We start from the raw sequence: 25,829 nt of genomic DNA, 5'->3' as shown, positions 1-25,829 counted from the left end.
TTGGAGCCTGTGTCGATCGTATGCCTCATCAAGCCCTCCTCGCTGCGATCCTCGACAGCGCTACGGATTACGCCATCATTACCACGGACCTGGACGGGCGACTGACCAGCTGGAATGCCGGTGCCCAGACGCTGTTCGGCTGGAGCGAGGCCGAGGTGGTCGGGAAGACCATCGAGTTCCTGCTCAACGCCGAAGACCTCATCGGTCCCATTCTTCATCAGGAACGGCAAACGGCCCGAGCGAAAGGTCATGTGAACAGCCAGCGCTGGTATGTACGCCGCGACGGCACGCAGTTCTGGGGAAGTGCGCGAACCGTACCGCTCATGAAAGACGACCTTCATCTCGGCTTTCTGCTGACCCTGCGGGATCGAACCCAATCCCTGCATACCGAGCGCGACCGCGATCATCTGACTGACACGCTCAGCCGCCGCGTGACCCAGCTCAAGGCATTGGCCGAAGCAACGCGGGCGATTACCTCGGCGCCCGATATGAAAACCACCGTGGACGCCATTACCGAGCAGGCCCGCCTGATCGTAGGGGCTCATCAATCCGTAGTCAGCATGACCCAGGGTAAAGACTGGAGCCAATCCATCACCAGCGTGTCGCTTTCCGAGAAATACGCGAAGTGGCGCCATCTCGACGCCCTGCCCAGCGGCGGTGGCATCTATGCCATGGTCTGCGAGACCAATCAGCCCGTGCGCATGACCCAGGCCGAGTTGGAAGCGCATACGCGCTGGAAGAACTTTGGCACCTATGTCAATGAACATCCACCCATGCGCGGTTGGCTGGCGGTCCCGTTGATCAGCCATCAGGGCACCAATCTGGGTCTGATCCAGCTTTCGGATAAGTTCACGGGTGAGTTCGATGAGGCGGACGAAGCCATTGTGGTGCAGTTGGCGCAGTTCGCGTCGGTCGCCATCGAAAAGGCCAGGGCACAGGATCAACTTCACCAAAGCCAAGCCCGGCTACAACTCGAAAGTGGCTTGCTGACCAGCGTCCTGGAGCAGGCCCCTCTGGGTATTTCCATCTCCGAAGCGGGCACCGGGCGCTCATTGATGCTGAACAAACAGATTCAGAACCAACTTGGCATTACACCGGGCGGGGAGAGTCTGCATCGCTACAAGCATCTGGGAGCGGTTCATTCTGATGGCCGACCCTATGCCATTGAGGACTACCCGACGGTACGAGCGCTTTCCTCTGGAAATCCCATACCACCGGAGCCCATGATCTATCGGCGCGCGGACGGGACCGTTCGCACATTTGAAGTTTCCAGCGCGCCCGTGCGTAATTCCGAAGGCGAGGTCATCGCCTCGGTGACTGTTTCCATCGATATCGAAGATCGGCTTCAGGCCGAAGCCACCCTGCAGGACCGTACCAACCGCCTGTTCACGTTGATCAACCAGGCTGCGGTCGGTATCTGCCAGACGGACCTCAACGGCACGATCGTGCTCGTCAATGCACGCTACTGCGAGATTCTCGGGCGCTCCGAAGAAGAGTTGATCGGCAGTAATGTCGATGCACTGACGCATCCGTCAGATCGCCAGACCAGCAAGGTGCTGACCCAGCAGATGTTCAAGACGGGGGAGTCCTATCTAGTCGACAAGCGCTATATGCGGCCGGATGGCTCCCATGTCTGGACCAGCTTGCACGTCTCGCTGGCCCACGACGCAGAGGGCATGCCCCAGTATGTCAGTGCCGTGGTTGTGGACATTACCCAACGCAAGCAGGCCGAAGCGTCGCTGCACCTGTCTAACCAGCGGTTCCGCGCCGCGGTCGATGCGGTTCAGGGGGTGCTGTGGACCAACAACGCCAAGGGCCGCATGATTGGAGAACAGCCAGCCTGGAGTGCTCTGACGGGCCAGACGTATGAGGAATATCAGGGCACGGGCTGGACCCGCGCGCTGCATCCCGAAGATGCGCCTCGCTCGCTTAAGCGGTGGCGTGCTGCTCTACGTGGACGCAAGACCTTTCACGACGAACAGCGCGTGCGTTGCCAGAACGGCAAGTGGCGGATCTTTTCGGTCCGGCAATCCCGGTCATCGAAGAGGGCGTCATTGTCGAATGGGTAGGCGTACACACCGACATCACCGAGATTCGCCAGGTCGAGCAGCGTTTGCGCCAGCTGAACGAAACCCTGGAGCAACGGGTTGCCGAACGAACCGCCGAACGCGACCGCACCTGGGCACTGTCTGACGATCTCTTGGGTGTGTTCGCGCGTGAGCGCTGGCAAAGCCTGAACCCGGCCTGGACGCGCCAGCTGAGCTGGTCCCAATCGGAGCTGCTGGCATTTGAGCCTTCCCGTCTCGAGTATCCCGACGATCCATCGCCTACACAGTATTTTCGACAGCTCCCGATCGGCGAGACGATCAATGGCCTTCGCAGCCGCTACCGAGCCCGCTCAGGCGAATGGCATTGGATCGATTGGAAGGCCACGGCCGACAAGGATGGCCAGGTTTATGTCTTTGCGCGGGATGTCACGGCTGAAGTGGAGGCGGCGGTCATGCTCAAGCAGACCGAGGAAGCCCTACGCCAGTCGCAGAAGATGGAAGCGGTCGGGCAACTCACCGGCGGTATTGCCCATGACTTTAATAACCTGCTGACTGGCATCATTGGTTCGCTTGAAATCATGAAGCGCCGAATTGGCAGCCAGCAGCTTCAAGGGCTGGAGCGCTACATGGAGGCCGCCAGTGTCTCGGCTCATCGTGCTGCCACATTGACGCAGCGCCTGCTGGCCTTTGCTCGTCGCCAGACACTCGATCCTCAACCCATCGATCTGAATGCCCTCGTCACTTCGCTGGAAGATCTGGTCCGGCGAACCCTCGGCGAGCACATCGAAATCATCACCCAACTGCATCCCCATCTCTGGCATGCCCTATCGGATACCAACCAGCTGGAAAACGCCCTGTTGAACCTGGTCATCAACGCGCGCGACGCAATGCCTGACGGGGGTACCCTGGTACTCAAGACAGGTCATTTTTTCAATGAGGCAACCCATCCGCTGGAAGATCTGAATCCAGGTCACTACGTCACGCTAACGGTACGGGACAGCGGGACCGGCATGAGTCCGGAGGTCGTAGCCAAGGCCTTCGACCCGTTCTTTACTACCAAGCCCATCGGGCAGGGCACAGGCCTGGGTCTGTCGATGATCTATGGTTTCGTCAAACAGTCCGGCGGCCATGTCACCTTGCAAAGCGAAGTAGGACAAGGCACAACGATCACCCTGTATTTCCCCCGTGCACTTCAAGCCGAGTCTCTGGATCAAGAGGAAGTCGAAGCAGTCGTAGCGCCAGGAAACGGCGAGTCCATTCTGGTCGTGGGTGATGACTCGGCCGTTCGCCTGCTCGTGGTCGAAGTACTCAATGAGTTGGGGTACGCGGCCCAGGATACTCACCATGCACATGAGGCCCTGGCTATTCTGGAATCCGACGCGCCGGTGGATCTACTGATTACCGATGTAGGGCTACCCGGCATGAGCGGTACGCAACTGGCCGAGCGGGCACGAGCGTCACGTCCGACATTGAAGATTCTCTTCATGACCGGCTATGCGGGCGAAGCCGTCCAGCCCAAGGGTAGTCTGACCGAAGGTACCGACATAATCGGCAAGCCTTTCCTGATCGATGAGCTGGCCAACCGGGTCCGTCATATGCTTGTTGACGAACCCCAGAGCTGACTATTTAGCCATAGAGGTCAGCTCTACTATCAGGGACGAAAGACCTGACCTGTTTCCAGATCGCGGATAACGCTGGGGCTTCTGCGACCACCCAGCGCACCGCCCAGCACGGCGTCCAGCTCTCCGGAAAAATACTGCTCAACCTTAAGCCGTGAACGGGCGGCCGGACGTCCCGCCGGGTTGGCGGAGGTAGAAATGATCGGGCCGCTCAAGGCACACAGTTCACGCACCAGAGGGTGGTCAGTCACACGCAACGCTACCGTTTGATGCACACCCGTCACCCAGCCCGGCAAGCGGTTCTGGTGCGGCACCAGCCAGGTATTGGGCCCCGGCCATGTGCTCGACAGTTTGTCCTTCCATTCCTTGGGCAGATCATGCAGCAGGAAATCGAACTGCCTGATGTTGTCGGCCACTACAATCAAACCCTTTTCCAGCGGGCGCTGCTTGATACGCAGCAACCGATAGACCGCAGCCGCATCCCAGGGATCACATCCCAGGCCCCAGACTGCCTCGGTCGGGTAGGCGATTACACCGCCGTGACGTATGACGTGAGCAGCATATTGAACGCGCCAGCAGCTGAGCATCGGTTCACTCCTGTCCATAAAAAGATCACGAGTTTAACCGAGACTGGCCCGTCACGCTCGATAGACCCAAAGTCCATTTTCACGGGCCACACGGCCATCCAGCTCAAGCTCCGTCAGCTCGGCCAGCAAATGAGAAACCTCGTAACCGCTGAGCTGGGCAAGCGTCTCGCTGTTTTGGGGGGAAGCCCTCAGCACGTCCAGCAAAGGATGCGTTTCACGTGGAACATCTGCTGGTTCGGGCTCATTCATCAAGGGCAGGGACGACTGTCCAAACGGTGCCTGCCAGCCTCTGAGCGATTCCAGAATATGTTCGATACTCTCGACCAGTTGCGCCCCTTCACGGACCAGCTGATGGCAGCCACGTGCGCCTGGATGATGAATCGAGCCGGGAATGGCAAACACTTCGCGTCCTTGCTCTGCTGCCAGCCGCGCTGTGATCAGGGAGCCACTCGAAGGACTCGCCTCGACCACCAGTACACCGAGTGATAACCCGCTGATGATACGGTTACGCCGCGGAAAGTTGGCGGCGTTGGGTGCTGCATCCAAGGGTAACTCTGACACCAGCGCGCCACCGTGCTCGACGATACGACGAGCCAGGCTGATATGGCGACGAGGATAGAGTCGCTCAAGCCCTGTGCCCAATACGGCAATCGTAGCACCGCTGGCTTCCAGCGCACCTTCGTGAGCTGCACCATCGACGCCGAGCGCAAGGCCGCTGGTTACGCAGAAACCTGCCGCCGCAAGGCTCTTGGAAAACCGGCGAGCGTTATCAAGCCCATAGGCACTCGCCTGGCGGCTGCCGACCAGGGCGAGCTGGGGCCGCTCCAGCAGTTCCACGGCTCCCGCTACATAGAGCAGAGGTGGCGCCCCCTTGGTTTCGGCCAGTAATGCGGAATAGCGAGGATCATCCCAACACACCAAGTGGTGATGTTCACTTTCCAGCCAGGCGAGAGCATGGGCTGCACGTTCACGGGTTTCAGCGGTACGGCGGGCGTCTGCGCAGACGCCCGGAATACCCAATGCCTGCCAGGCGGAAGCCGGCGCACTGAGCGCTGCCGAAGCACTGCCAAAGGCATGAATCAGATGGTGAAAGCGGCGCGGACCAATTTCAGGGAGGTTATGCAGACGCAGGCGGGCTTCAAGCTCCGCCGGGGAAGAAAACGACATACGATCATCCTTGATCGTGGCGCACCCCTTGAAAGGCTGCGCCAGTGTGACTATTTAGGGATTACGGACCTTGTCCAGAACCGAGAGCTGACGAGTCGCATTCAGGACCAGGCCATAGCTGAGCTTGTCATAGGTGCGAAAGATCATCAGTAGACCAGAGCGCTCGTCGGGCACCTTGACGTTATCACCCGTTACCCGGTCGCGTACGGTTTCGCCGGTCTTGTAGACAGCCAGTACGTTGCCTTCGACCAGCCCGTCACGCATACCCTTGTTGATGATGACCACATCGAACTGGCCGATCTGGGTAACACCACGCGGAACATCAAGAATGATTCCGTTAATGTCCCTGTCGGGTGCACTGGGCATAAAGGTCGAGTTGACGACACGCTGCTCGGTGGGGAACAGGCGATCGCCCAGGCGAACCTCTTCATTGGAGCGGCTGAGCACCAGCGTGGTCATGTCGCCTTCAGAGGTCACCTTGTCGCCGCTACCGATATAATCGGCGTTGATGCCCAGAAATTCTTCAGTCTGGGGATCTTTATACGCTTTTCCCTGCCGATAAATACTGTAGGCAGGCTGGTCCTCGGTGAAGTGGCCACGTGCGTAGACTCGATCACCGGCGCCACTGACAACACGCTCGGCATTGCCGGCCACGATATAGGGGGCGTTCCTGAATTGATTGGCATCATCGATCACACGGTTCGACAGCAGGAAGCTGTTGATGGCCTCCAGCGGAATCGTCGGTATCGCTTCGGCAATCGGTGTCGACCGGATGGTAGGCGACAGTTTGATCGTGCCGCGGGACTCGCCACGGTTGAGCATCAGCCGAGGCTGCCCGTCCACGTAGACAAGACTCAGTCTATCGCCGGGATAGATCAAATGCGGGTTTTCGACCTGTGGGTTGGCATGCCATATTTCTGGCCACTGCCAGGGCTTGCTCAAAAACTTGCCGGAAATATCCCAAAGGGTATCGCCGCGCACCACCGTGTAACTGTCTGGATGCCCTTGGCGCAGCTGTACGTCGGCCTGCACCCAACTGCTAGCCGCCACCAGCAACAGGGCGAACAACGATTTCCTCATCCGGTGAATCCCTTTACTATGTGCAATATGCAAAAAAACCCTGAGGGAATGCCCCAATCACTCCCTGGCGGGGCTGTTAAATCAACGCTGCTGCATCTTAGCAGTGCCTTTCGAATTTATTCCACACGTGCTTCACACACATCATGGCCCTTTTAAATATCCTAGAATTCCCTGATCCCCGCTTGCGTACTATCGCCAAGCCGGTTGCGGAGGTGGACGATGCCCTTCGTCAGGTGATCGATGACATGTTCGAAACCATGTACGAAGCACCTGGCATAGGATTGGCCGCCACTCAAGTCAATGTTCACAAGCAGCTGATCGTCATCGATATCAGTGAAGACAAGAGTCAGCCGCTCGTGTTCATCAACCCCAAACTGGAACCCCTGACCCAGGATCTGGGCGAGTACCAGGAAGGCTGCCTGTCCGTGCCGGGCTTCTACGAGAAAGTAGAGCGGCCCGAGCGCGTTAAGGTGAATGCCCTTGATCGTAACGGCGAGCCGTTCGAGATGATCTGTGAAGGTCTGCTGGCTGTGTGCATCCAGCATGAGGTCGACCACCTCAACGGTAAGCTGTTTGTAGACTATCTGTCCTCGCTCAAGCGTGACCGCATCAAGAAAAAGCTGGAAAAGCAGCACCGTATCCAGCAGAACGCCTGATTGCGCTGAAAAGGCCTGCAGCAGCAGGCCTTTTTCATTCTGGTGCCAAGACCTCTATCCTATGCAAGACTCGTTTTTATAGTAGCGAGCAGTTGCTGCCTTGTACTGATCCATGAGAGCCCCATGACTCAACCGTTGCGTATTGTCTTTGCTGGTACACCAGAATTTGCCGCCCGCCATCTGCATGCCTTGCTAAGGGTAGGCTACTCGATAGCCGCTGTGTATACACAACCTGACCGTCCGGCCGGACGAGGGCAGAAACTGGCGATGAGTCCCGTCAAGCAGCTGGCGGAATCTCACAATATTCCGGTGTATCAACCTCAGACGCTACGCAACGCTGATGCACAGGCAGAGCTTGCAGCCCTTAAGCCTGATCTGCTGATCGTCGTAGCCTATGGGTTGATTCTGCCTCAAGCTGTCCTGGATATTCCGCGCCTGGGCTGCATTAACAGCCATGCCTCGCTGTTGCCTCGCTGGCGAGGGGCTGCGCCAATTCAACGTGCCATCGAAGCGGGCGATGCCGAAACGGGCGTCACGGTCATGCGGATGGAAGCGGGCCTGGATACCGGTCCCATGCTGAGCAAGGTAAGCACACCGATTACCGCCGAGGACACTGGTGGCAGCTTACATGATCGCCTCGCCTTACTCGGCGCAGAAGCGGTTGTCGAAGCCATTCCTGCGCTGGCAGCCGGTACGTTGCCAGACAAGCTGCAAGATGATGCCTTGGCAACCTATGCTCATAAGCTTAATAAGGAAGAAGCCAAGCTGGACTGGAGTCGTCCTGCTGTCGATCTGGAACGGCTGATTCGTGCCTTCAATCCATGGCCGTTGTGCCACAGCACCTTGGCGGGAGAGGGCGTGAAAATCTACGCAGCAACAGTAGTAGACGGTAACGGACAGCCAGGTGCGATTCTGGAGGCCAGCCGTGAAGGCTTAAGGGTTGCCTGTGGTGAAGGCGCGTTGCTGCTAACGCGTATACAGTTTCCTGGCGGTAAACCGCTCGCGTTTGCTGACTTGTTCAATGCCCGCCGTGAGCGCTTTGCCGCAGGTCAGGTACTTGGCTTATGAGTCTTAATCCCCGTCTTGCTGCGGCTCGGGCACTGGCTGCCGTACTGGCAGGCCGCGCCTCGCTGGGTAGCAGCCTGCCAGCCCAACAGGACAAGGTTGATCCACGAGATCGGGCGCTGGTGCAGGAGCTGGCTTTTGGCACCGCTCGCTGGCAACCCCGGTTGGCTCTGCTAGCCGAGAAGCTGTTACAAAAACCGTTCAAGGCAGCTGATCGCGACGTGGAAGCGCTGCTGCTGGTTGGTCTGTATCAGCTTTTTTACACCCGCGTGCCTGCCCATGCAGCTTTAGGTGAAACAGTAGGCTGCGCGGACAAGCTTAAAAAGCCTTGGGCAAAAAGCCTGCTCAATGCAGTGCTGCGCCGTGCCCAGCGCGAAGGCGAAGAGCTGCTGGCAGGTCTTGAGCGTGACCCGGCGGCCCGGCTGTCGCATCCGCGCTGGCTACAGAAAGAACTCAAGGCCCGCTGGCCGGAGCAGTGGGAAGCGATCTGCCACGCCAACAACTTGCATCCGCCGCTTATGCTGCGGGTAAACCATCGCCTGGGAACGCGCGATGCCTACCTGGCTGAACTGGTCGCCGCAGGTATCGAGGCCGAAGCCTGCGCCTACAGCGAGGACGGTATTCGCCTGGTGGTCGCTCAGGACGTTAAAACCCTGCCGGGCTTTGCCGAGGGACGCGTCAGCGTTCAGGATGAAGCTGCGCAGCTGTCAGCCCTGCTGCTGGAGCTGGCCCCGGGTCAACGTGTCCTGGATGCCTGCTGTGCACCGGGCGGCAAGACGTGCCATATCCTTGAGCGAGAAGAGCGGCTGGCTGAGGTTGTAGCGATCGACGCAGAAGCGTCGCGCCTAGTGCGTGTGCGTGAAAACCTTAGCCGCCTCAATCTCTCTGCCAACCTGATCGCTGCCGATGGCCGTGCGGTGGACAGCTGGTGGGACGGCAAACCGTTCCAGCGCATCCTGTTGGATGCACCCTGTTCAGCCACCGGAGTTATCCGTCGTCATCCCGACATCAAGCTCACCCGCAAGCCCGAAGACATCCCAGCCCTGGCCCAACTGCAGGCCGAACTCCTGGATGCACTCTGGCCTACGCTGGAGGTGGGAGGCATTCTGCTGTACGCCACGTGCTCGGTAATGCCGGTCGAAAATACCGACAACATCAGCGCGTTTCTAGCCCGAACATCGGGTGCTCGAGAGCTGGATATTCCAGCCCCCTGGGGAATCAAACAGCCCCACGGGCGGCAGCTACTTCCTCAGGAAAATGGCCACGACGGGTTCTACTACGCCAAGCTGATCAAGATCGCCAAATAAGAGGAAATGCCCATGCTCGAATCATTGGAAAACATGCTAGCCAAAGGCATGGATAACCCCATGTTGCGTTTCGGGCTGGGCAAGGGCTATCTAGATGCCGGAAATGCCGCGCAAGCCGCTATACACCTTCAACGCTGCGTAGAGCAGGATGCCACTTATTCGGCCGCCTGGAAGCTGCTCGGCAAGGCCCTGGAACAGCAGGGAGACAGTGAAGGTGCCCGCGCGGCCTGGCAGTCAGGCCTGACTGCTGCGCAGACCAAAGGCGATAAGCAGTCGGAAAAGGAAATGACGGTTTTCCTGAAGCGTCTGGACAAGAAGAAGGGCTAAGCCAACGCAGGGTTTACCCACGTAGAAAGCGAAAGCCTGCACCGAGCGCATCCACACGCATCAACTCCATGTCGACAACAGGTGCCTCGATGGGCAGGTCCAGCACCTGTCCCTGCACCCGTGTCCCTACAGGCCACTCCGTCAGCGTCTCGTGCTGTACATAGACGCCACCGTCGGAAAGGTCACGCGTCTGGCAGATCAGCTCGCCAAACTCCGGGTGCGTAATGCGCAACCGGCACTTCATGGCTACACGGGGATGGCGTCTCTGATTGATACCCATCAGGCTCTCCTACTTACTGCTTTTCCGTCTGTCATCAGAATAACCACTGCACCAGAAGCCACAGGTTGGCGAGACTGATGATACCGAACAGAAACCAGGCCAGCAGCTTGGTATAGGTGCGATTAGCAAAAGGGCCCATGAGTTTCGTATCGCTCGTCATCCGAATGAGCGGGTAGAGCGCAAAGGGAAGCTGCAGACTCAGGACAACCTGACTCAGCACCAATAGCTTGCCCACGGAACCCTCGCCCAACCACCACACGCCAATCAGCGCCGGGACCAGGGCCATGGCGCGTGTGGCCAATCGCTGCTGCCAGCAGGGAATCTTGAGTTGCAGATATCCTTCGAGGATGACCTGTCCGGCTACCGTCCCGGTAAAGGTCGAGCTTTGTCCCGAAGCCAGCAGCGCCACACCAAACAGAATGCTGGCGAGCGCACCGCCAACCAGCGGATCGAGCAAGTGGTACGCATCCTGAATCTCGACCACATCCGTATGGCCGGTACGATGGAATGCCGAAGCGGCCAGAATCAGGATCGCCGCATTGATCAGCAGGGCCAGTGCCAGCGAGCCAATAGTATCGAAACGCGCCAGCCGAATGGCCTCTAGCCGGCTGGCCTGATCCTTCGCCACCAGACGTGTCTGCACCACCGAAGAGTGCAAATAGAGGTTGTGCGGCATGACGGTCGCGCCCAGGATGCCGATCGCCAGATACAAGGGCTCCTGATGAACGATCGCCTCCCAGGACGGTACGAAGCCTTTCGCCACGTCGGGCCAGAATGGATTGACCAGCATCAGCTCGATAAAGAAGCAGATACCGATCGTGGCGGCCAGCCCCAGCATGATGGCTTCCAACTGACGGAACCCCCGACGCTGCAAGCTCAGGATCAACAAGGTATCGAAAGCCGTCAGGATGATCCCCGTGGTTAGCGAGCACCCAAGCAGCAGATGAAATGCCAACGCGCATCCCAGCACCTCCGCCAGATCGGTGGCGATGATGGATATCTGTGCCAATGCCCAGTGCGTCTTGGCTGTCCGCGGGCTGTATCGCTCGCGAGAGAGCTGCGCCAGATCGCGGCCAGTGGCAAGCCCCAGACGCGCGCATAGGCACTGAACCACCATGCCGGCCAGGCTGGCCAGCAACACCACAAACAAGAGGCTGTAGCCAAAGCGGGAGCCTGCCTCGATGGCGGTCGCCCAGTTGCCAGGATCCATGTAACCGATCGAGACCAGAAGGCCCGGACCTGCAAACTGGAAAGCCTTGCGCCAGAAGGGGGCACCGGGCGTGACAGGCACCGACCCACTGACCTCGGAGGGACAGAAGGGTGCTGTAGCAATTTTGGGGATTGAGAATTTCACCTGCTGCTCTCGATCAGTAAGACGGTTTGCCTGTATCAAGGCCTGGTCTGAACCCGAACAGACCAGGCATCACACTTGGCTGAATATCAATGATTGACCACACAAGTGCATGGAATACGCTCAGTACCAGCGAGGCTCGCCATCCGGGCGGTTCTTGAAGCGCTTCATGCTCCACATGTATTGCGTAGGATAGGTACTGACGTAACGCTCCAGCGCCTTGCTCATGGCGGCCACGGACACTTCCGGGTCCTTGTCATACATTTCCGGTGGAGCAGCCTCGAGAATCACCTTGTAGCCACTGCCATCCGGCAGGCGCACCGCATGGAAAAACACACCCCGCGCCTTACCCTTGGCCAACAGCGACGGCACAAATTTGCTGGTCAGCGCCGTAGTGCCGAGGAAGGGCACGAACAGCCCCGCACTTCGGCTGGGCTCGGGATCAGCCGGAATACCCACAGCGCCGCCCCGACGCACCTCCTTGATCACACTGATGATGCCTTCCGGGGTAGAAGGTGCCACACGGTTGCCCAGTTGAACCCGCTGTTTCTTCAGGAGCTCATCCACTGCTTTCAGCTTGGGCGGACGGTAGAAAATGATCGGCTTGGCATGGGAGCAATAAAAGTGGTTGAGCAACTCCCAGTTACCCAGATGGCTAGTAATACCCACCAGGCCATCGCCTGAAGCCAATGCCTCCTGCAGCACGTCCATGCCTTCCACTTCACGAATCAGCTTGAGCGAGCGCTCTGCTGGCCAGATCCAGGCACAGGCGCTTTCGGTCAGGGTCTTGCCGATACCAGCCAGGCACTCCTTGGAGAATTGCTCCAGCGCTTCGCCCTCAAGCTCTGGATAACAATGGGCCAGATTGATCCGGGTCACCTTGCCAGCACGTGTCGGCAGTTTCCACATGCACCAGCCAATGAAGGAACCCAGCCGCTGTACCATGGACCAGGGCAATAGGGCCAACAGACGCAAGAAGCCGACAATCAGCGCGCCTTTGAGCTTTTCCAAGAGCAACTCCCACAAGCATAAAATCCACTATTGTACTGCCGCACGCCGGGGCTGATCAGCCTTTCGGCATCTGATGACCACACAACACGGCGTAACGGTCGCAGTCCGTCGTGTGATCCATCACTAGCCCGGCGGCCTGCATATAGGCATAACAGATGGTCGGGCCGACAAACGTGAAGCCTGCCTTCCTGAGCGCCTTGCTCATGGCCTCGGCCTCAGGTGTGATGGCAGGGACCTCGCTGCGATCGCGGAAATGGTTGATCTTTGACTCACCACCGACGAACGACCAGAGAAACGTCACCGGATCCTCCAGGCGCAGCCACGCCTGGGCGTTTTGCCGGGCAGCCTTGAGCTTCATCCGGTTGCGAATGATGCCTGCATCCTGCATGCGTATCTCAATCTCCTCATCGGTCATGGCCGCCAGTCGCCCAGGATCGAAACCGAACAGCACTTCCCGATAACGGGCGCGCTTTTTCAGAATGGTGATCCACGATAATCCCGCCTGGAAGCCTTCCAGCACCAGCAACTCGAATAGCCGCTGCGGATCTTTCAGCGGTATTCCCCACTCCTGATCGTGGTAGGCGATATACAGCGGATCGTCAGTACACCAGTAGCAACGCGGCATGAGGACTCCCTAATGGTCAGAACAGGCCGTTCACCTAAATATCATCCGAGTCTAATCGGTTATACTGCCTGACTTTTACCGTCTCCAGCACAGGTGAACGCCGTGACTTCGACTCCACCCGCCGTGCGCACCTTCCAGGATCTGATCCTCGCCCTGCAAAACTACTGGGCGGAGCAGGGCTGCGTTGTTTTGCAGCCCTATGACATGGAAGTCGGCGCCGGTACGTTCCATACCGCCACGTTCCTTCGCGCCATCGGCCCGGAAACCTGGAACGCCGCCTACGTACAACCCAGCCGCCGTCCAACCGACGGTCGCTACGGCGAAAACCCCAACCGCCTGCAGCACTACTACCAATTCCAGGTAGTCCTGAAGCCCAACCCGGAAAACTTCCAGGAGCTTTACCTCGGCTCCCTGAAGGCCATCGGCCTTGACCCGCTCGTCCATGACATCCGCTTCGTGGAAGACAACTGGGAATCGCCCACCCTGGGTGCCTGGGGTCTGGGTTGGGAAGTCTGGCTGAACGGCATGGAAGTTACCCAATTCACGTACTTCCAGCAGGCCGGTGGCATCGAGTGCTATCCAGTGACCGGTGAGATTACTTATGGCCTGGAACGTCTGGCCATGTACCTGCAGGGCGTCGACTCGGTCTATGACCTGATCTGGACCGATGGTCCATTCGGTACCGTGACCTATGGCGATGTGTTCCACCAGAACGAAGTGGAACAGTCCACCTACAACTTCGAACATGCCAATGTGCCCAAGCTGTTCGAGCTGTTCGACTTTTACGAGTCGGAAGCCAACCGCCTGCTTGAGCTCGAATTGCCGTTGCCGACCTATGAAATGGTGCTGAAGGCCTCGCATACCTTCAACCTGCTGGACGCCCGTCGCGCTATCTCCGTAACCGAGCGCCAGCGCTATATTCTGCGCGTCCGTACCCTTGCCCGCGCCGTGGCACACAGCTACCTCAAGGCCCGTGCACGCCTTGGCTTCCCCATGGCCACGCCCGAACTGCGTGACGAAGTACTCGCCAAACTCAAGGAGGCCGAACAATGAGCGCCCAGGATTTCCTCGTCGAACTTGGCACCGAAGAGCTGCCACCCAAGGCCTTGAAGAGCCTGGGCGAAGCCTTCCTGGCCGGTATCGAGAAAGGGCTCAAAGCGGCCGGGCTGAACTACACCGGCGCCCGCTATTACGCTGCACCGCGCCGTTTGGCCGTGCTGATCAACCAGCTGGATGAGCAGCAACCCGATCGCAGCGTCAATCTGGACGGCCCGCCGGTCAAGGCAGCCTTTGATGCGGACGGCAACCCTACACAGGCGGCGCTGGGTTTCGCCCGCAAGTGCGGCGTGGATATCAGCGAAATCGACCGTAGCGGTCCGAAGCTTCGTTTCTCCCAGACAATTCAGGGTCAACCAGCCGGCACCCTGTTGCCAGGGATTGTCGAAGCTTCCTTGGGTGAACTGCCTATTCCCAAGCGCATGCGCTGGGCCGCCCGTCGTGAAGAATTTGTTCGTCCAACCCAATGGCTGGTCATGCTGTTTGGCAATAACGTACTGGATTGCGAAATCCTGGCCCAGAAAGCCGGCCGCGAATCTCGCGGTCACCGCTTCCATAGTCCAGGCAGCGTAAACATCACGGCTCCCGCCAACTATGCTGAAGACCTTCGCGCAGCTTATGTGCTGGCCGATTTTGCCGAACGTCGCGCGTTGATCGAGCGCCGCGTCAATGAGCTGGCTGCCGAGCAACAGGGCAATGCCGTCGTGCCGGCAGGTCTGCTTGATGAAGTGACTGCACTCGTCGAATGGCCGGTACCACTGGTGTGCTCGTTTGAGGAACGTTTCCTCGAGGTTCCCCAGGAAGCCCTCATCGCCACCATGCAGGACAACCAGAAGTACTTCTGCCTGCTGGACGCCAACGGCAAGCTTCTGCCGCGCTTCATCACGGTGGCAAACGTCGAAAGCAAGGACCCAGCCCAGATCGTTTCTGGAAATGAGAAGGTTGTTCGCCCGCGTCTGACCGATGCCGAATTCTTTTTTAAACAGGATAAGAAGCAGCCACTGGAGCACTTCAACGAGCGATTGAAGAATGTGGTCTTCCAGGCTCAACTTGGCACTGTCTATGAGAAGTCCGAGCGTGTTTCCCAGCTGGCAGCATATATCGCCGAACAACTGGGCAGCGACGTAGAGAAAGCAGCACGTGCAGGCATCCTGGCCAAGTGCGATCTGGCTACCGAAATGGTAGGTGAATTCCCTGAAATGCAGGGCGTCGCCGGCTATTACTATGCACTGCATGGCGGTGAAGCCGAAGACGTTGCGCACGCGTTGAACGAACAATACATGCCCCGCGGTGCAGGAGCTGAATTGCCTCGTACCGCTACAGGCGCCGCTGTTGCATTGGCAGACAAGTTCGATACCCTGGTTGGTATCTTCGGCATCGGCATGCTGCCCACCGGTAGCAAGGACCCGTTCGCCCTGCGCCGTCAGGCCCTGGGTGTGCTACGCATCCTGATCGAAAAACAGCTGGACCTCAGTATTCCGGCTGCGATCGACAAGGCCATCGAACTGTACGGTGATAAGGTCAAAGCGGGCGATCTGGCTCAGCAGGTACAGGATTTCATCTTTGACCGCCTGCGCGCGCGCTATGAGGATGAAGGCGTTGCCGCTGAAGTCTATCTGTCTGTACGCGCCCTGAAACCCAACTCGGCACTGGACTTTGATCAGCGAGTGCAGGCCGTTCAGGCTTTCCGTGGCTTGCCGGAAGCCGCTTCGCTGGCAGCAGCCAACAAGCGTGTATCCAACCTTCTGGGCAAGGCCGAAGGCATGGTACTGGCCCAAGTCGATGCCAAGCTCTTCGAACACGACGCCGAGCGGGTATTGCTTGAAGCAATCACTGATGCCGAGCAGAACGTCGAGCCGCTGTCACTGGCACGTAACTACCGCGAAGCACTCAACCGCCTAGCAAGTCTACGTGAACCGGTCGATAGCTTCTTTGATCAGGTACTGGTAAACGCTGAAGACGAGCATATCCGCGCAAACCGCTACGCGCTCCTGGCACGTCTAAGGGCGCTGTTCCTGGGCATTGCCGATATCTCGTTGCTGGGTTGATCGATATGAAGCTGATCGTGCTGGACCGGGATGGCGTCATCAATCAGGATTCCGACGCGTTTGTTAAATCGGTAGAGGAATGGATTCCGATCCCGGGCAGTATCGAAGCCATGGCCCGATTGAGCCAAGCCGGCTGGACGGTGGCGATTGCCACCAACCAGTCCGGTATTTCGCGCGGGCTGTTCGATGGCGAGACACTGGAGGCCATGCACGAAAAGCTCAGGCAGCTGGTGAGCGGGCAGGGCGGCCATGTCGATCTGATCGTTCACTGCGCCCACGGCCCGGATGACGGCTGTGACTGTCGCAAGCCAAGCCCGGGTATGTTCCGCCAGGTAGCACAGCATTACGGCATGATCGACCTGACCGGGGTTCCTGTGGTCGGCGACAGCCTGCGTGATCTGACCGCTGGTATTGCCGTGGGCTGTACGCCTTACCTTGTGAAAACAGGGAAGGGTGAGCGAACCTTGCAGAAGCCGCTCCCGGAAGGAACACAGGTCTTTCCCGATCTGGCGGCTGTTGTACAACATCTCCTACAGGACTAATCCATGCGCGTCCTGCGTACTGTGATCTTCTATATTCTCCTTGGCACCAGCGGCATCATCTGGTCGTGTGTATCCCTGCTGGTCGCTCCGCTGCTTTCCTATCGAGCGCGCTATCGCTTTATCGTCAAGGCCTGGACGGGTTTTGCCGTTTGGCTGGCCAAGGTGGTTTGCGGTATCCGTTATGAGATTTCAGGGCTTGAGAATATTCCCAAGACACCCTGCATCATCATTGCCAACCACCAGAGCACCTGGGAAACCTTTTTCCTGTCTGCCCTGTTTGAACCCACCTCACAGGTAATCAAGCGCGAGTTGCTCAAGGTACCGTTCTTCGGCTGGGCTTTTGCTTTGCTCAAGCCAATCGCTATCGATAGAAACAATGGCAAGGTTGCCCTTCAGCAGATTACCGAACAAGGCGGACGTTACATCAAGCAAGGCTGCTGGGTACTGATTTTTCCCCAAGGTACTCGTGTATCGCCGGGAGAGACTGGCAAGTTTTCTCGCGGTGGCGCTGCGCTGGCTTGTGCGTTGAACGTGCCGGTACTGCCTATCGCTCACAACGCCGGTGAATACTGGCCAAACAAGAGCTGGGTCAAGCGTCCCGGCACCATCAAAGTGATTATTGGTCCGGCCCTATCGCCCAATGGTTCTGATCCCCGTGCGATTGTAGACCTCAATACCCGTAGTCAGTCCTTTATCGATCAAGCGCTGGCCTCTATATCACCTGTGCATAACTCAGCGTTAACTGAGCCTCCAGTCAGGCCCGCCACTAATAGTTGATCAGGTCAAAAAACAAAACCCGGGATAACCGGGTTTTTTATGCACAGATGAAAACTATACAGAGGTCTGTTTCCATTCCTTTCGAAGCAAGCCATACATCATCACATCCTCGAATTGCTCTGCCTTGTGCATATCTTCGCGCCGGCACCCTTCATAGCTCATGCCTAGCTTTTCCAGCACTCTGATAGATTCGCGGTTTCGCTTGAAGCACTCGCCGAAGATCCGATTGAGTTCAAGCGCAGTAAAACCATATTCGATCACCGCCCTCGCTGCCTCACTGCAGTAGCCCTGATTCCAGTAGGCTTTGCCTACCCAGTAAGCCAAGCCAGCTTTTCGATGAGGAGAGCCGAAACCGCTCAGGCTTATCGTTCCAATCAATGCAGCATGTTCTTGAAGCACAACGGCCAGATTAAGGCTTCGTCCTTCCATAAACCAACGTTCATGATTGGAGATCCAGTGCTCTGCCAGTTCAAGGGTATAAGGCGAGGGCAGCGTCCCGGTCATGGAAGCAATATCGGGATTGTCAGCCAGCAGATAATGAAAAGGCGCATCGGCAGGGACATACGGCCTTAGCTGCAAACGATGTGTTTTCAACAAGGGAAGAGAAGACATGTGTTAACTCGACTGTGTATAACTTTGAGATATACACAAGCTGTGTTACCAGCAGATTTCCAACACAGCTGTGGAAAATCAACGCATGGTATTGGTGCTGTTAAAGTTAACCACAATAAAAAAGGCCAACGTTTCCGTTGGCCTTTTGTTTATTACGTAGCGGTCAGACGTCCAGGTTCGATACTGCCAGGGCATTGCTTTCAATAAAGTCGCGACGCGGCTCTACCTGATCGCCCATCAGGGTATTAAAGATCTGGTCAGCAGCAATAGCGTCTTCAATCGTGACACGCAACATGCGACGTACATTCGGATCCATTGTGGTTTCCCACAACTGATCCGGATTCATCTCGCCCAAGCCCTTATAGCGCTGGATGCTGTAGCGTTTCGCTGTCTCGCCCATTAGCCACTCAAGAGCTTCACGGAAAGTAGAGACTGCCTTGCGGCGCTCGCCACGCTTCACATAAGCGCTGTCTTCAAGCAGGTTGTTGATCTGAGCGCCCAGCGTCGTGATCTGACGATAGTCATTGCTACCGAAGAAATCCCGGTTGAAGGTGACATAACTTGAGAGCCCGTGCGCTTTGGTCTCAACCTCTGGCAGCCAAAGATGACGTTCGCGGTCTTCACGCAAGTTGACTTCGTAGGCAAGACCGGAGCGCTCATTGGTCTTCAGACGCGTACGCAGCATGTCGATCCATGCGTTCATCGCCGCTTGGTCAGCCAATTGCTCCAATTCAACACGAGGCAGGTAAAGCATGTGCTCGCTGATATCCGACGGATACAGGCGGGACAGTCGCTTGAGTGACTTCATCACCGTACGATAGCTGTTCACCATTTTCTCCAGCTCAACGCCGGAAAGTCCTGGAGCATGCTCATTCACGTGCAGGCTGGCATCTTCAAGGGCGGTCTGCGTGAGGTATTCCTCCATCGCCTCGTCGTCCTTGATGTATTGCTCCTGCTTGCCACGCTTGACCTTATACAGCGGAGGCTGAGCGATATAGATATAACCACGCTCGATCAACAGGGGCATCTGACGGAAGAAGAACGTCAAGAGCAGCGTACGGATGTGCGAGCCGTCAACGTCAGCATCGGTCATGATGATGATGTTGTGATAACGCAGCTTGTCGATGTTGAATTCTTCACGGCCAATGCCGCAGCCCAGCGCTGTAATCAGCGTACCGACTTCAGCAGAAGACAGCATCTTGTCAAAGCGCGCCTTCTCCACGTTCAGGATCTTGCCCTTTAGTGGAAGAATGGCTTGCGTACGGCGGTTACGGCCTTGCTTCGCCGAACCGCCTGCGGAGTCACCCTCCACGATATACAGTTCTGACAGGGCAGGGTCCTTTTCCTGACAGTCCGCCAGCTTACCGGGCAGACCTGCGATATCCAGAGCGCCCTTACGGCGGGTCATTTCGCGTGCCTTGCGCGCTGCTTCACGAGCGCGTGCCGCATCGATCATCTTGCCGACAACCGCTTTGGCTTCACCAGGATTTTCGAGCAGGAAATCAGCGAATTGCTTACCCATTTCCTGTTCTACTGCAGTCTTCACTTCAGAAGAAACCAATTTATCCTTCGTCTGGGAGGAGAACTTGGGATCCGGAACCTTAACGGAAATAATTGCCGTCAAGCCTTCACGCGCATCGTCACCTGTAGTCGCAACCTTGAACTTCTTGGCCAGACCTTCCGCCTCGATATAGGTGTTCAGGTTACGGGTCAGCGCTGAACGGAAACCGGCAAGGTGAGTACCGCCATCACGCTGAGGAATGTTGTTGGTAAAGCAGAGAATGTTTTCGTTGAAACTGTCATTCCACTGCAACGCCACTTCCACGCCGATACCGTCTTCGCGGTCACCTACGTTGAAGTGGAACACCTGATTGACAGGCGTTTTGTTAGTGTTGAGATAATCAACGAATGCACGCAGTCCGCCTTCGTACTTGAACATCTCCTCCTTGCCCGAGCGCTCGTCTCGCAGCAGAATGCCCACGCCCGAGTTCAGAAAGGACAGTTCGCGCAAACGCTTGGCCAGAATATCCCAGCTGAAATGGATGTTACTGAAGGTCTCGGCTGACGGCTTGAAATGAATTTGAGTGCCGGTCCCGTCCGTTTCACCAATCGCCTTGAGAGGCTCCTGCGGAACGCCGTGGACATAGACCTGTTCCCAAACCTGGCCGAGTCGACGGATCGTCAGGCGCAGCTCTTCAGACAAAGCGTTTACAACGGACACACCTACACCGTGCAAGCCGCCGGATACTTTGTAAGTGTTATCGTCGAACTTACCGCCTGCGTGCAGCACCGTCATGATGACTTCTGCTGCCGAAATGCCTTCTTCCTTGTGGATATCCACCGGAATCCCACGTCCATTGTCGCGGACGGTTATGGACTCATCCGTGTGGATCGTAATGGTGATTTCATCACAATGCCCCGCCAGGGCCTCGTCGATAGAGTTATCGACAACTTCGAATACCATGTGATGCAAGCCGGTACCGTCATCGGTATCGCCGATGTACATTCCCGGACGCTTGCGAACTGCATCCAGTCCCTTCAGTACCTTAATACTGGAGGAATCGTAAGTCTGGTTCTCGCTCATGCTTTACTCCCAACGCTTGGGGTCTGCGTAATGGATCCCTGTTCAACATGGAACAGGGCCACTGGCGTGTCGTCTTGCCAGTTGGATTCCAATGATTCTTTCTCGACACACGTGATGAAGATCTGGCAGTTAAGGCCTTCCAGCAAACGGCATAATGCCTTGCGGTGCTGTTCATCCAATTCGGAAGGCAAATCATCTACCAGATAGACACACTGGCCGCGCTTGACTCGATTGATTAATCTTCCCTGTGCAATTCTCAATGCACAGACCACCAGTTTTTGCTGGCCACGCGACAGGATATCTGCCGCGTTGTGGCTACCTAGCCTAATTCGTAGATCGGCTCTCTGCGGACCGGCCTGCGTATGTCCAAGCTGCATGTCTCGGGTCAAGGACGCCTTCAACACATCCTGCAGCTCGCGGTCTTTGTCCCAGCCGCGGTAATAACTGAACGTCAGGTTTTCAATATCGACCAGCTCTTCCAGAGCAGCCTGAAACTCAGGTTTGAGCTCTGTAATATAGGCTCGCCGAAACGCATCGATTTCGTTGCTGGCTTGCGTCAGTTCTCTGTCCCACGCCTGTTGCGAGGCAGGATCCATTTTACCATGTCGCAGCCATGAGTTCCGCTGTCTTAGCGCTTTCTGAAGCCTTTGCCACACTTGTAGAAAACGCGGTTCCACGTGGAACACACCCCAATCTATAAACTGCCGCCTGATCTTTGGGCTTCCTTCAAGCAATCGAAAACTGTCGGGATTGATCAACTGAATCGGCAGAGTTTCAGCAAGTTGGGCTGTACTTCGAGCATTCTGCCCATCGATACGAATAGTGAAATCACCATTACGCTCACGCTGGACGCCCAGACTACTGATGCCATCACTAGGCAAGCTGACCTGGCCAAAGACCGTACAGGCGGCTTGCTCGTTCTGGATAACGGGTGATAGTCGGATGCTACGAAACGAGCGAGCAAGTCCTAGCAGATGGATACTCTCCAATACACTGGTCTTGCCGCTACCGTTGTCACCGTAGAGGATATTGATCCGCGGGGAGGGCGTCAGCGTCACCGTGTGCAGGTTACGCACAGCGGTGACGGTCAGGCGGATAAGGGACATCGCGCCTCGAGATTACAGACGCATCGGCATGATGACGTAAGAGGACTCGTCATTGCCGGCTTCCTGAACCAACGCACTGCTATTGGAATCGGAAAGGGTGATGCGTACCTGGTCCGTCGTCATGACGCCCAGGACGTCGAGCAAATAGCTTACGTTGAATCCGATTTCCAGATCGGCACCAGCATAATCCACCTGCAACTCTTCTTCAGCTTCTTCCTGTTCAGGGTTGTTAGCCTGGATCTTCAGCTGATCGGTTACCAACTGGAGGCGAATACCACGGTATTTTTCATTAGAAAGGATAGCCGTACGGCTGAACGCCTCCCGTAACAGCTGACGCTCACCAGTCAGAACCTTGTCACCGTTGCGCGGCAGTACACGCTCGTAGTCAGGGAATTTCCCGTCGACCAGCTTTGAAGTAAAGGTAAAGTCAGCGGTCGTCGCTCGAATGTGGTGCTGGCCCAACGTAACATTGACCGGCTCCTCAGGCTCGAGCAGCAACCGTGACAATTCCAGGATACCTTTACGCGGCACAATTACCTGATGACGACCTTCGTACTGGATTCCCGCTTCCTGTACGCACATGGCAAGACGGTGCCCATCGGTCGCAACTGCACGCAAATGGCCTTCACTGACCTCAAGCAGCATACCGTTCAGATAGTAACGGACATCCTGCTGAGCCATGGCAAATCCAGTGCGGTCGATAAGACGGCGCAACTTGCTTTGCGGCAGGCTGAAGCTCATCGATCCAGGACCTTCCTCAACGGTAGGGAAGTCATTGGCCGGCAATGTGGATAATGTAAAGCGACTGCGGCCAGCTTTGACGAGCAGCTTCTGCTCATCGGTCCGGATATCGATCAGGGCATCGCTTGGCAAACTCTTGCAAATATCCATGAGTTTGCGAGCCGGTACGGTAATCTCACCAGGCTCAGCTTTGTCTTCGAGCGTTACACGGCCGATCAGCTCAACCTCAAGGTCAGTACCTGTCAAGGACAGTTCCTGGCCCTGGACCACCAGCAGCACGTTGGACAGCACCGGTAATGTCTGCCGACGCTCCACGACACCAGCCACGAGCTGCAATGGTTTCAACAAGGCTTCGCGTTGAATAGTGAAATGCATGGTCTTGTCCCTTGCCAAGTGCTTCTGATCAGGTCGTCAGTGTGCGCAATAGATTTTTGTAGTCCTCGCGAATATCAGCGTCGGACTCTCTGAGTTCGGCAATCTTACGACAAGCGTGCAGCACTGTCGTGTGATCGCGCCCGCCAAAGGCATCACCTATTTCTGGCAGGCTGTGATTGGTCAATTCCTTCGACAGGGCCATCGCCACCTGGCGAGGACGAGCGACGGAACGGGAACGTCGCTTCGACAACAGATCGGCAATCTTGATCTTGTAATATTCAGCAGCCGTTCGCTGGATATTTTCAATGCTAACCAGTTTGTCCTGAAGCGCCAGCAGATCCTTGAGCGACTCGCGAATCAGCTCGATCGTAATTTCTCGCCCCATGAAATGAGCATGGGCGATGACACGCTTGAGTGCACCCTCAAGCTCTCGAACATTCGAGCGAATCCGCTGGGCGATAAAGAAGGCAGCGTCATGGGGAAGGTCTACCTTCGCCTGGTCTGCCTTCTTCATGAGAATGGCCACTCGCGTTTCCAGCTCAGGCGGTTCGACAGCCACTGTCAGCCCCCAGCCGAAACGGGACTTGAGGCGTTCTTCAAGCCCATCGATTTCCTTGGGGTAACGATCACTTGTCAGAATGACCTGCTGTCCGCCTTCAAGCAGGGCGTTGAACGTATGGAAGAATTCTTCCTGTGAACGCTCCTTGCGTGCGAAGAACTGGATATCGTCGATCAGCAGGGCATCAACGGAGCGATAAAAACGCTTGAATTCATTGATGGCGTTCAGCTGCAGGGCTTTCACCATGTCAGCCACGAAACGCTCCGAATGCAGATACACAATCTTGGCATTGGGATTACGCTTGAGCAGATGGTTGCCCACTGCATGCATGAGGTGCGTCTTGCCCAAGCCAACCCCTCCATAAAGGAAGAGAGGGTTGTATCCATGCTTGGGGTTGTCCGCAACCTGCCAGGCTGCAGCACGAGCCAGCTGGTTGGACTTACCCTCGACAAAATTCTCGAAAGTAAAAGTACGATTGAGGTAGCTCGTATGCTTGAGCGCCCCTTCTACCTGAACGTTGCGCTCGGTCTTGTTGGCGACCAAAGGCGCTGGCTGCGGATCGGCATCATCAGCGATCGGCATCTCGATCTGCTGCACTGATGTTTCAGGCTCGGCAACCGAATCTCGACCCGTAGACTCAGGTAATGAAGGTGTAGTGGATGCGACAGGAGCAGGCGGCGCCGTCATGGAAGGCGCTCGCGTAGGTTTGCTGCTCTTGCGACTTCCAATCAGCAGAGTCAGCTCGGGTACCAACCCATCATCGGACTGCTCCTCAAGCAGCTCAAGCAACCGGCTAACGTACTTTTCATTTACCCAATCCAGTACGAACCGATTCGGCGCATAAACGCGTAGCTCGGCTCCTTCTGCTTCTATTTGCAGAGGGCGGATCCAAGTATTGAATTGCTGAGAAGGCAGCTCATCGCGCAGTACATCGACACAGCGCTGCCAAAGTTCAACTGACACAGTCACTCCAGAAAGAAAGTCACCCTGTTATTGCCTCTGTATATAAAGAAGCAACGTGTTCAGGCAAAGGTGAATGCAGCACGACATTGTACCGTTGCCCCTGTCACTTATCCACACCAACCATTCAATCAGTTAAATAGAGAGCGAAAAATCAAAAAATCTTTGTTGTGGATAAGCGCAGGTAGAAAGCGGTTTGTTCGTAGGGTAACTGCCTGTTGATAACTCAGTTGTGGCTAAGTGCATTAGATATCCACAACCAGTATCCAGGCGCAGCACAGCAGTTCGACGGCTTTACCGCATAGTTATACAATGACAGATGTGAGCAAGAATGAAGCCTTCACGCTCTTATCCACAGGAAAGGGCTCCTACATACATTAACACTGTATCTATCTTCTTTTTAATTCGTTCTTTTGTTGTTTTTTGCTGAGTTTTTATTGACAACCGGTGCTGTATGGAAATTGACCTATTCACTGGCTTTCTCTAGAATCGCCGGTCTATTTAAACGGGGTGATTTCGCCTCGCTTCGTTCACACCTAGGTAAATGACCATGAAACGCACTTTCCAACCCAGTACTCTGAAGCGCGCCCGTACTCACGGTTTCCGTGCTCGTATGGCTACCAAGAATGGCCGTCAGGTTCTGTCCCGTCGCCGTGCCAAAGGCCGTAAGCGTCTGGCAGTCTGATAGTCCCGGTACAGGTGGTGAGTCGAGACTTCAGCCGCGAAAAACGGCTTCTGACTTCAAGACAGTTTCAAAATGTCTTCGACTCTCCCACTATCAAGGTTCCTGGTAATAGTGTTCTTCTGCTTGTACGTCAGAATGGCTTGTCGCATGCCCGCCTCGGGCTGGTGATAGGTAAGAAGAGCGTCAAGCTGTCAGTCGAGCGTAACCGGCTCAAGCGTGTCCTTCGAGATTCCTTTCGCCACCATCAGCACATGCTTGAAGGTCTGGATATCGTTGTGATTGCACGTAAGGGCTTCGGTGATATTGAGAATCCCGACTTGCATCAGCACTTGGGCAAACTCTGGAATCGTCTGGCACGTAAACAGCTACAAAAGACCGATCCTTCCGAACATTCGAAACAGGCAAACGGTTCTTATGCGTAAGCCGGCTCTGCTGCTTATCCGCTTCTACCGTTATGTCATCACACCGATGATGGCATCTCATTGCCGTTTCTATCCCAGTTGTTCAAACCATACGTCCCAAGTGATTGCGCTGTGCAATTTCTTGCACGATGGCTGGATGGCAATGCGCCAATGGCGTCTTTGCCATTTCAGGCTCGCTGATGGATATGATCCGGTACCAGCAGACCCATCCCAAGCACCGACCTCTTAGATGGCCGAGT

25 protein-coding genes are annotated in these 25,829 nt (G+C 56.4%); 13 read left to right on the top strand and 12 right to left on the bottom strand.

All coding sequences use genetic code 11. The annotated features are described in order from the left end of the window. The first annotated feature begins 20 nt into the window (after positions 1-20). Both PLU01S_RS00640 and PLU01S_RS00635 read left to right on the top strand, forming a co-directional pair. Positions 21-2,069 (top strand): PAS domain S-box protein, encoded by a 2,049-nt coding sequence (locus PLU01S_RS00640; RefSeq protein ID WP_074820969.1) that lies wholly within the window; start codon positions 21-23, stop codon positions 2,067-2,069. Next, positions 2,006-3,670 (top strand): ATP-binding protein, encoded by a 1,665-nt coding sequence (locus PLU01S_RS00635; RefSeq protein ID WP_074820966.1) that lies wholly within the window; start codon positions 2,006-2,008, stop codon positions 3,668-3,670. The genes PLU01S_RS00640 and PLU01S_RS00635 overlap by 64 nt, the downstream gene beginning before the upstream one ends. A 29-nt stretch (positions 3,671-3,699) precedes the next feature. On the opposite strand, the gene tsaC is transcribed toward PLU01S_RS00635, so the two are convergent. The 3 genes from tsaC to PLU01S_RS00620 are packed head-to-tail and all read right to left on the bottom strand — an operon-like array spanning position 3,700 to position 6,501. Next, positions 3,700-4,254: an L-threonylcarbamoyladenylate synthase type 1 TsaC gene (tsaC, locus tag PLU01S_RS00630; RefSeq protein WP_010796363.1), complete on the bottom strand. Its 555-nt coding sequence runs from the start codon at positions 4,252-4,254 to the stop codon at positions 3,700-3,702. Positions 4,255-4,305: 51 nt separating this feature from the next. Continuing rightward, on the bottom strand, positions 4,306-5,421 hold the full coding sequence (dprA, locus tag PLU01S_RS00625) for a DNA-processing protein DprA (protein ID WP_010796362.1): 1,116 nt from the start codon (positions 5,419-5,421) through the stop codon (positions 4,306-4,308). Positions 5,422-5,475: 54 nt separating this feature from the next. After that, complete coding sequence (locus PLU01S_RS00620; protein ID WP_010796361.1) at positions 5,476-6,501, bottom strand: LysM peptidoglycan-binding domain-containing protein; 1,026 nt, start codon at positions 6,499-6,501, stop codon at positions 5,476-5,478. A gap of 143 nt (positions 6,502-6,644) precedes the next feature. On the opposite strand from PLU01S_RS00620, the gene def reads away from it, so the two are divergent. From def to PLU01S_RS00600, 4 genes are all read left to right on the top strand, one after another. Then, positions 6,645-7,157: a peptide deformylase gene (def, locus tag PLU01S_RS00615; protein ID WP_010796360.1), complete on the top strand. Its 513-nt coding sequence runs from the start codon at positions 6,645-6,647 to the stop codon at positions 7,155-7,157. Between the two features lie 123 nt (positions 7,158-7,280). Then, positions 7,281-8,225: a methionyl-tRNA formyltransferase gene (fmt, locus tag PLU01S_RS00610; RefSeq protein ID WP_074820963.1), complete on the top strand. Its 945-nt coding sequence runs from the start codon at positions 7,281-7,283 to the stop codon at positions 8,223-8,225. Then, entirely contained in the window at positions 8,222-9,529 is a 1,308-nt protein-coding gene (gene rsmB, locus PLU01S_RS00605; protein ID WP_074820959.1) for a 16S rRNA (cytosine(967)-C(5))-methyltransferase RsmB, read from the top strand. Before fmt ends, rsmB begins: the two co-directional genes overlap by 4 nt. A 12-nt stretch (positions 9,530-9,541) precedes the next feature. Continuing rightward, positions 9,542-9,856, top strand: coding sequence for a tetratricopeptide repeat protein (locus tag PLU01S_RS00600; protein ID WP_019366489.1), 315 nt, complete (start codon positions 9,542-9,544; stop codon positions 9,854-9,856). A gap of 13 nt (positions 9,857-9,869) precedes the next feature. Here the strand turns inward: PLU01S_RS00600 and PLU01S_RS00595 are convergent, their stop codons facing one another. The 4 genes from PLU01S_RS00595 to PLU01S_RS00580 form a co-directional block, all read right to left on the bottom strand. Next, positions 9,870-10,136, bottom strand: coding sequence for a PilZ domain-containing protein (locus PLU01S_RS00595; protein WP_019366488.1), 267 nt, complete (start codon positions 10,134-10,136; stop codon positions 9,870-9,872). A gap of 34 nt (positions 10,137-10,170) precedes the next feature. Next, entirely contained in the window at positions 10,171-11,490 is a 1,320-nt protein-coding gene (locus tag PLU01S_RS00590) for an Nramp family divalent metal transporter (RefSeq protein WP_074820955.1), read from the bottom strand. Positions 11,491-11,610: 120 nt separating this feature from the next. Beyond that, a complete protein-coding gene (locus PLU01S_RS00585; protein WP_010796354.1) occupies positions 11,611-12,498 on the bottom strand; it encodes a lysophospholipid acyltransferase in 888 nt (295 codons plus the stop codon). A 55-nt stretch (positions 12,499-12,553) separates the two neighbouring features. Further along, complete coding sequence (locus tag PLU01S_RS00580) at positions 12,554-13,123, bottom strand: DNA-3-methyladenine glycosylase I (RefSeq protein ID WP_074820952.1); 570 nt, start codon at positions 13,121-13,123, stop codon at positions 12,554-12,556. A 102-nt stretch (positions 13,124-13,225) separates the two neighbouring features. Between PLU01S_RS00580 and glyQ the strand changes: the two genes are divergently transcribed. The 4 genes from glyQ to PLU01S_RS00560 are packed head-to-tail and all read left to right on the top strand — an operon-like array spanning position 13,226 to position 17,546. Next, positions 13,226-14,176 (top strand): glycine--tRNA ligase subunit alpha, encoded by a 951-nt coding sequence (glyQ, locus tag PLU01S_RS00575; protein ID WP_026004032.1) that lies wholly within the window; start codon positions 13,226-13,228, stop codon positions 14,174-14,176. Continuing rightward, positions 14,173-16,227, top strand: a complete 2,055-nt coding sequence (gene glyS, locus PLU01S_RS00570) for a glycine--tRNA ligase subunit beta (RefSeq protein WP_074820950.1) — start codon at positions 14,173-14,175, stop codon at positions 16,225-16,227. The genes glyQ and glyS overlap by 4 nt, the downstream gene beginning before the upstream one ends. A 5-nt stretch (positions 16,228-16,232) precedes the next feature. Beyond that, on the top strand, positions 16,233-16,769 hold the full coding sequence (gene gmhB / locus PLU01S_RS00565) for a D-glycero-beta-D-manno-heptose 1,7-bisphosphate 7-phosphatase (RefSeq protein ID WP_074820947.1): 537 nt from the start codon (positions 16,233-16,235) through the stop codon (positions 16,767-16,769). A gap of 3 nt (positions 16,770-16,772) precedes the next feature. Then, a complete protein-coding gene (locus PLU01S_RS00560) occupies positions 16,773-17,546 on the top strand; it encodes a lysophospholipid acyltransferase family protein (protein ID WP_010796349.1) in 774 nt (257 codons plus the stop codon). Positions 17,547-17,600: 54 nt separating this feature from the next. On the opposite strand, the gene PLU01S_RS00555 is transcribed toward PLU01S_RS00560, so the two are convergent. The 5 genes from PLU01S_RS00555 to dnaA all read right to left on the bottom strand — a co-directional run bounded on the left by PLU01S_RS00555 (position 17,601) and on the right by dnaA (position 24,486). Then, positions 17,601-18,158: a GNAT family N-acetyltransferase gene (locus PLU01S_RS00555; protein ID WP_074820945.1), complete on the bottom strand. Its 558-nt coding sequence runs from the start codon at positions 18,156-18,158 to the stop codon at positions 17,601-17,603. Between the two features lie 163 nt (positions 18,159-18,321). Next, positions 18,322-20,742: a DNA topoisomerase (ATP-hydrolyzing) subunit B gene (gyrB, locus tag PLU01S_RS00550; protein WP_074820941.1), complete on the bottom strand. Its 2,421-nt coding sequence runs from the start codon at positions 20,740-20,742 to the stop codon at positions 18,322-18,324. Next, positions 20,739-21,848: a DNA replication/repair protein RecF gene (recF, locus tag PLU01S_RS00545; protein ID WP_074820938.1), complete on the bottom strand. Its 1,110-nt coding sequence runs from the start codon at positions 21,846-21,848 to the stop codon at positions 20,739-20,741. The genes gyrB and recF overlap by 4 nt, the downstream gene beginning before the upstream one ends. Positions 21,849-21,860: 12 nt before the next feature. After that, on the bottom strand, positions 21,861-22,964 hold the full coding sequence (dnaN, locus tag PLU01S_RS00540; protein WP_010796345.1) for a DNA polymerase III subunit beta: 1,104 nt from the start codon (positions 22,962-22,964) through the stop codon (positions 21,861-21,863). 28 nt (positions 22,965-22,992) lie between these two features. Then, positions 22,993-24,486, bottom strand: coding sequence for a chromosomal replication initiator protein DnaA (gene dnaA, locus PLU01S_RS00535; protein WP_074820935.1), 1,494 nt, complete (start codon positions 24,484-24,486; stop codon positions 22,993-22,995). Between the two features lie 547 nt (positions 24,487-25,033). Between dnaA and rpmH the strand changes: the two genes are divergently transcribed. The 3 genes from rpmH to yidD are packed head-to-tail and all read left to right on the top strand — an operon-like array spanning position 25,034 to position 25,819. Then, complete coding sequence (gene rpmH, locus PLU01S_RS00530) at positions 25,034-25,168, top strand: 50S ribosomal protein L34 (protein ID WP_010796343.1); 135 nt, start codon at positions 25,034-25,036, stop codon at positions 25,166-25,168. Positions 25,169-25,182: 14 nt separating this feature from the next. After that, positions 25,183-25,590 (top strand): ribonuclease P protein component, encoded by a 408-nt coding sequence (rnpA, locus tag PLU01S_RS00525; protein ID WP_010796342.1) that lies wholly within the window; start codon positions 25,183-25,185, stop codon positions 25,588-25,590. Next, positions 25,583-25,819 carry a membrane protein insertion efficiency factor YidD gene (gene yidD / locus PLU01S_RS00520; protein WP_073450114.1) on the top strand — a complete coding sequence of 79 codons (237 nt, stop codon included), beginning with the start codon at positions 25,583-25,585 and terminating at the stop codon, positions 25,817-25,819. Before rnpA ends, yidD begins: the two co-directional genes overlap by 8 nt. Positions 25,820-25,829: the final 10 nt, after the last annotated feature.

Source organism: Pseudomonas luteola NBRC 103146 (assembly GCF_002091675.1).
GTDB classification, from domain to species: domain Bacteria; phylum Pseudomonadota; class Gammaproteobacteria; order Pseudomonadales; family Pseudomonadaceae; genus Chryseomonas; species Chryseomonas luteola.
Note: the sequence above shows the minus strand (reverse complement) of the source record. Positions and strands in the feature narration are given on the sequence as shown.

What these genes read in the sequence shown, in the direction of transcription:
- def (WP_010796360.1), top strand. Translation starts at nt 6,645, where the DNA reads ATGGCCCTTTTAAATATCCTAGAATTCCCTGATCCCCGCTTGCGTACT.
- dnaN (WP_010796345.1), bottom strand. Translation starts at nt 22,964, where the DNA reads ATGCATTTCACTATTCAACGCGAAGCCTTGTTGAAACCATTGCAGCTC.
- PLU01S_RS00620 (WP_010796361.1), bottom strand. Translation starts at nt 6,501, where the DNA reads ATGAGGAAATCGTTGTTCGCCCTGTTGCTGGTGGCGGCTAGCAGTTGG.
- PLU01S_RS00555 (WP_074820945.1), bottom strand. Translation starts at nt 18,158, where the DNA reads ATGTCTTCTCTTCCCTTGTTGAAAACACATCGTTTGCAGCTAAGGCCG.
- recF (WP_074820938.1), bottom strand. Translation starts at nt 21,848, where the DNA reads ATGTCCCTTATCCGCCTGACCGTCACCGCTGTGCGTAACCTGCACACG.
- glyS (WP_074820950.1), top strand. Translation starts at nt 14,173, where the DNA reads ATGAGCGCCCAGGATTTCCTCGTCGAACTTGGCACCGAAGAGCTGCCA.
- rsmB (WP_074820959.1), top strand. Translation starts at nt 8,222, where the DNA reads ATGAGTCTTAATCCCCGTCTTGCTGCGGCTCGGGCACTGGCTGCCGTA.
- gmhB (WP_074820947.1), top strand. Translation starts at nt 16,233, where the DNA reads ATGAAGCTGATCGTGCTGGACCGGGATGGCGTCATCAATCAGGATTCC.
- tsaC (WP_010796363.1), bottom strand. Translation starts at nt 4,254, where the DNA reads ATGCTCAGCTGCTGGCGCGTTCAATATGCTGCTCACGTCATACGTCAC.
- fmt (WP_074820963.1), top strand. Translation starts at nt 7,281, where the DNA reads ATGACTCAACCGTTGCGTATTGTCTTTGCTGGTACACCAGAATTTGCC.
- gyrB (WP_074820941.1), bottom strand. Translation starts at nt 20,742, where the DNA reads ATGAGCGAGAACCAGACTTACGATTCCTCCAGTATTAAGGTACTGAAG.
- PLU01S_RS00560 (WP_010796349.1), top strand. Translation starts at nt 16,773, where the DNA reads ATGCGCGTCCTGCGTACTGTGATCTTCTATATTCTCCTTGGCACCAGC.
- PLU01S_RS00595 (WP_019366488.1), bottom strand. Translation starts at nt 10,136, where the DNA reads ATGGGTATCAATCAGAGACGCCATCCCCGTGTAGCCATGAAGTGCCGG.
- yidD (WP_073450114.1), top strand. Translation starts at nt 25,583, where the DNA reads ATGCGTAAGCCGGCTCTGCTGCTTATCCGCTTCTACCGTTATGTCATC.
- PLU01S_RS00580 (WP_074820952.1), bottom strand. Translation starts at nt 13,123, where the DNA reads ATGCCGCGTTGCTACTGGTGTACTGACGATCCGCTGTATATCGCCTAC.
- rpmH (WP_010796343.1), top strand. Translation starts at nt 25,034, where the DNA reads ATGAAACGCACTTTCCAACCCAGTACTCTGAAGCGCGCCCGTACTCAC.
- dprA (WP_010796362.1), bottom strand. Translation starts at nt 5,421, where the DNA reads ATGTCGTTTTCTTCCCCGGCGGAGCTTGAAGCCCGCCTGCGTCTGCAT.
- PLU01S_RS00600 (WP_019366489.1), top strand. Translation starts at nt 9,542, where the DNA reads ATGCTCGAATCATTGGAAAACATGCTAGCCAAAGGCATGGATAACCCC.
- PLU01S_RS00640 (WP_074820969.1), top strand. Translation starts at nt 21, where the DNA reads ATGCCTCATCAAGCCCTCCTCGCTGCGATCCTCGACAGCGCTACGGAT.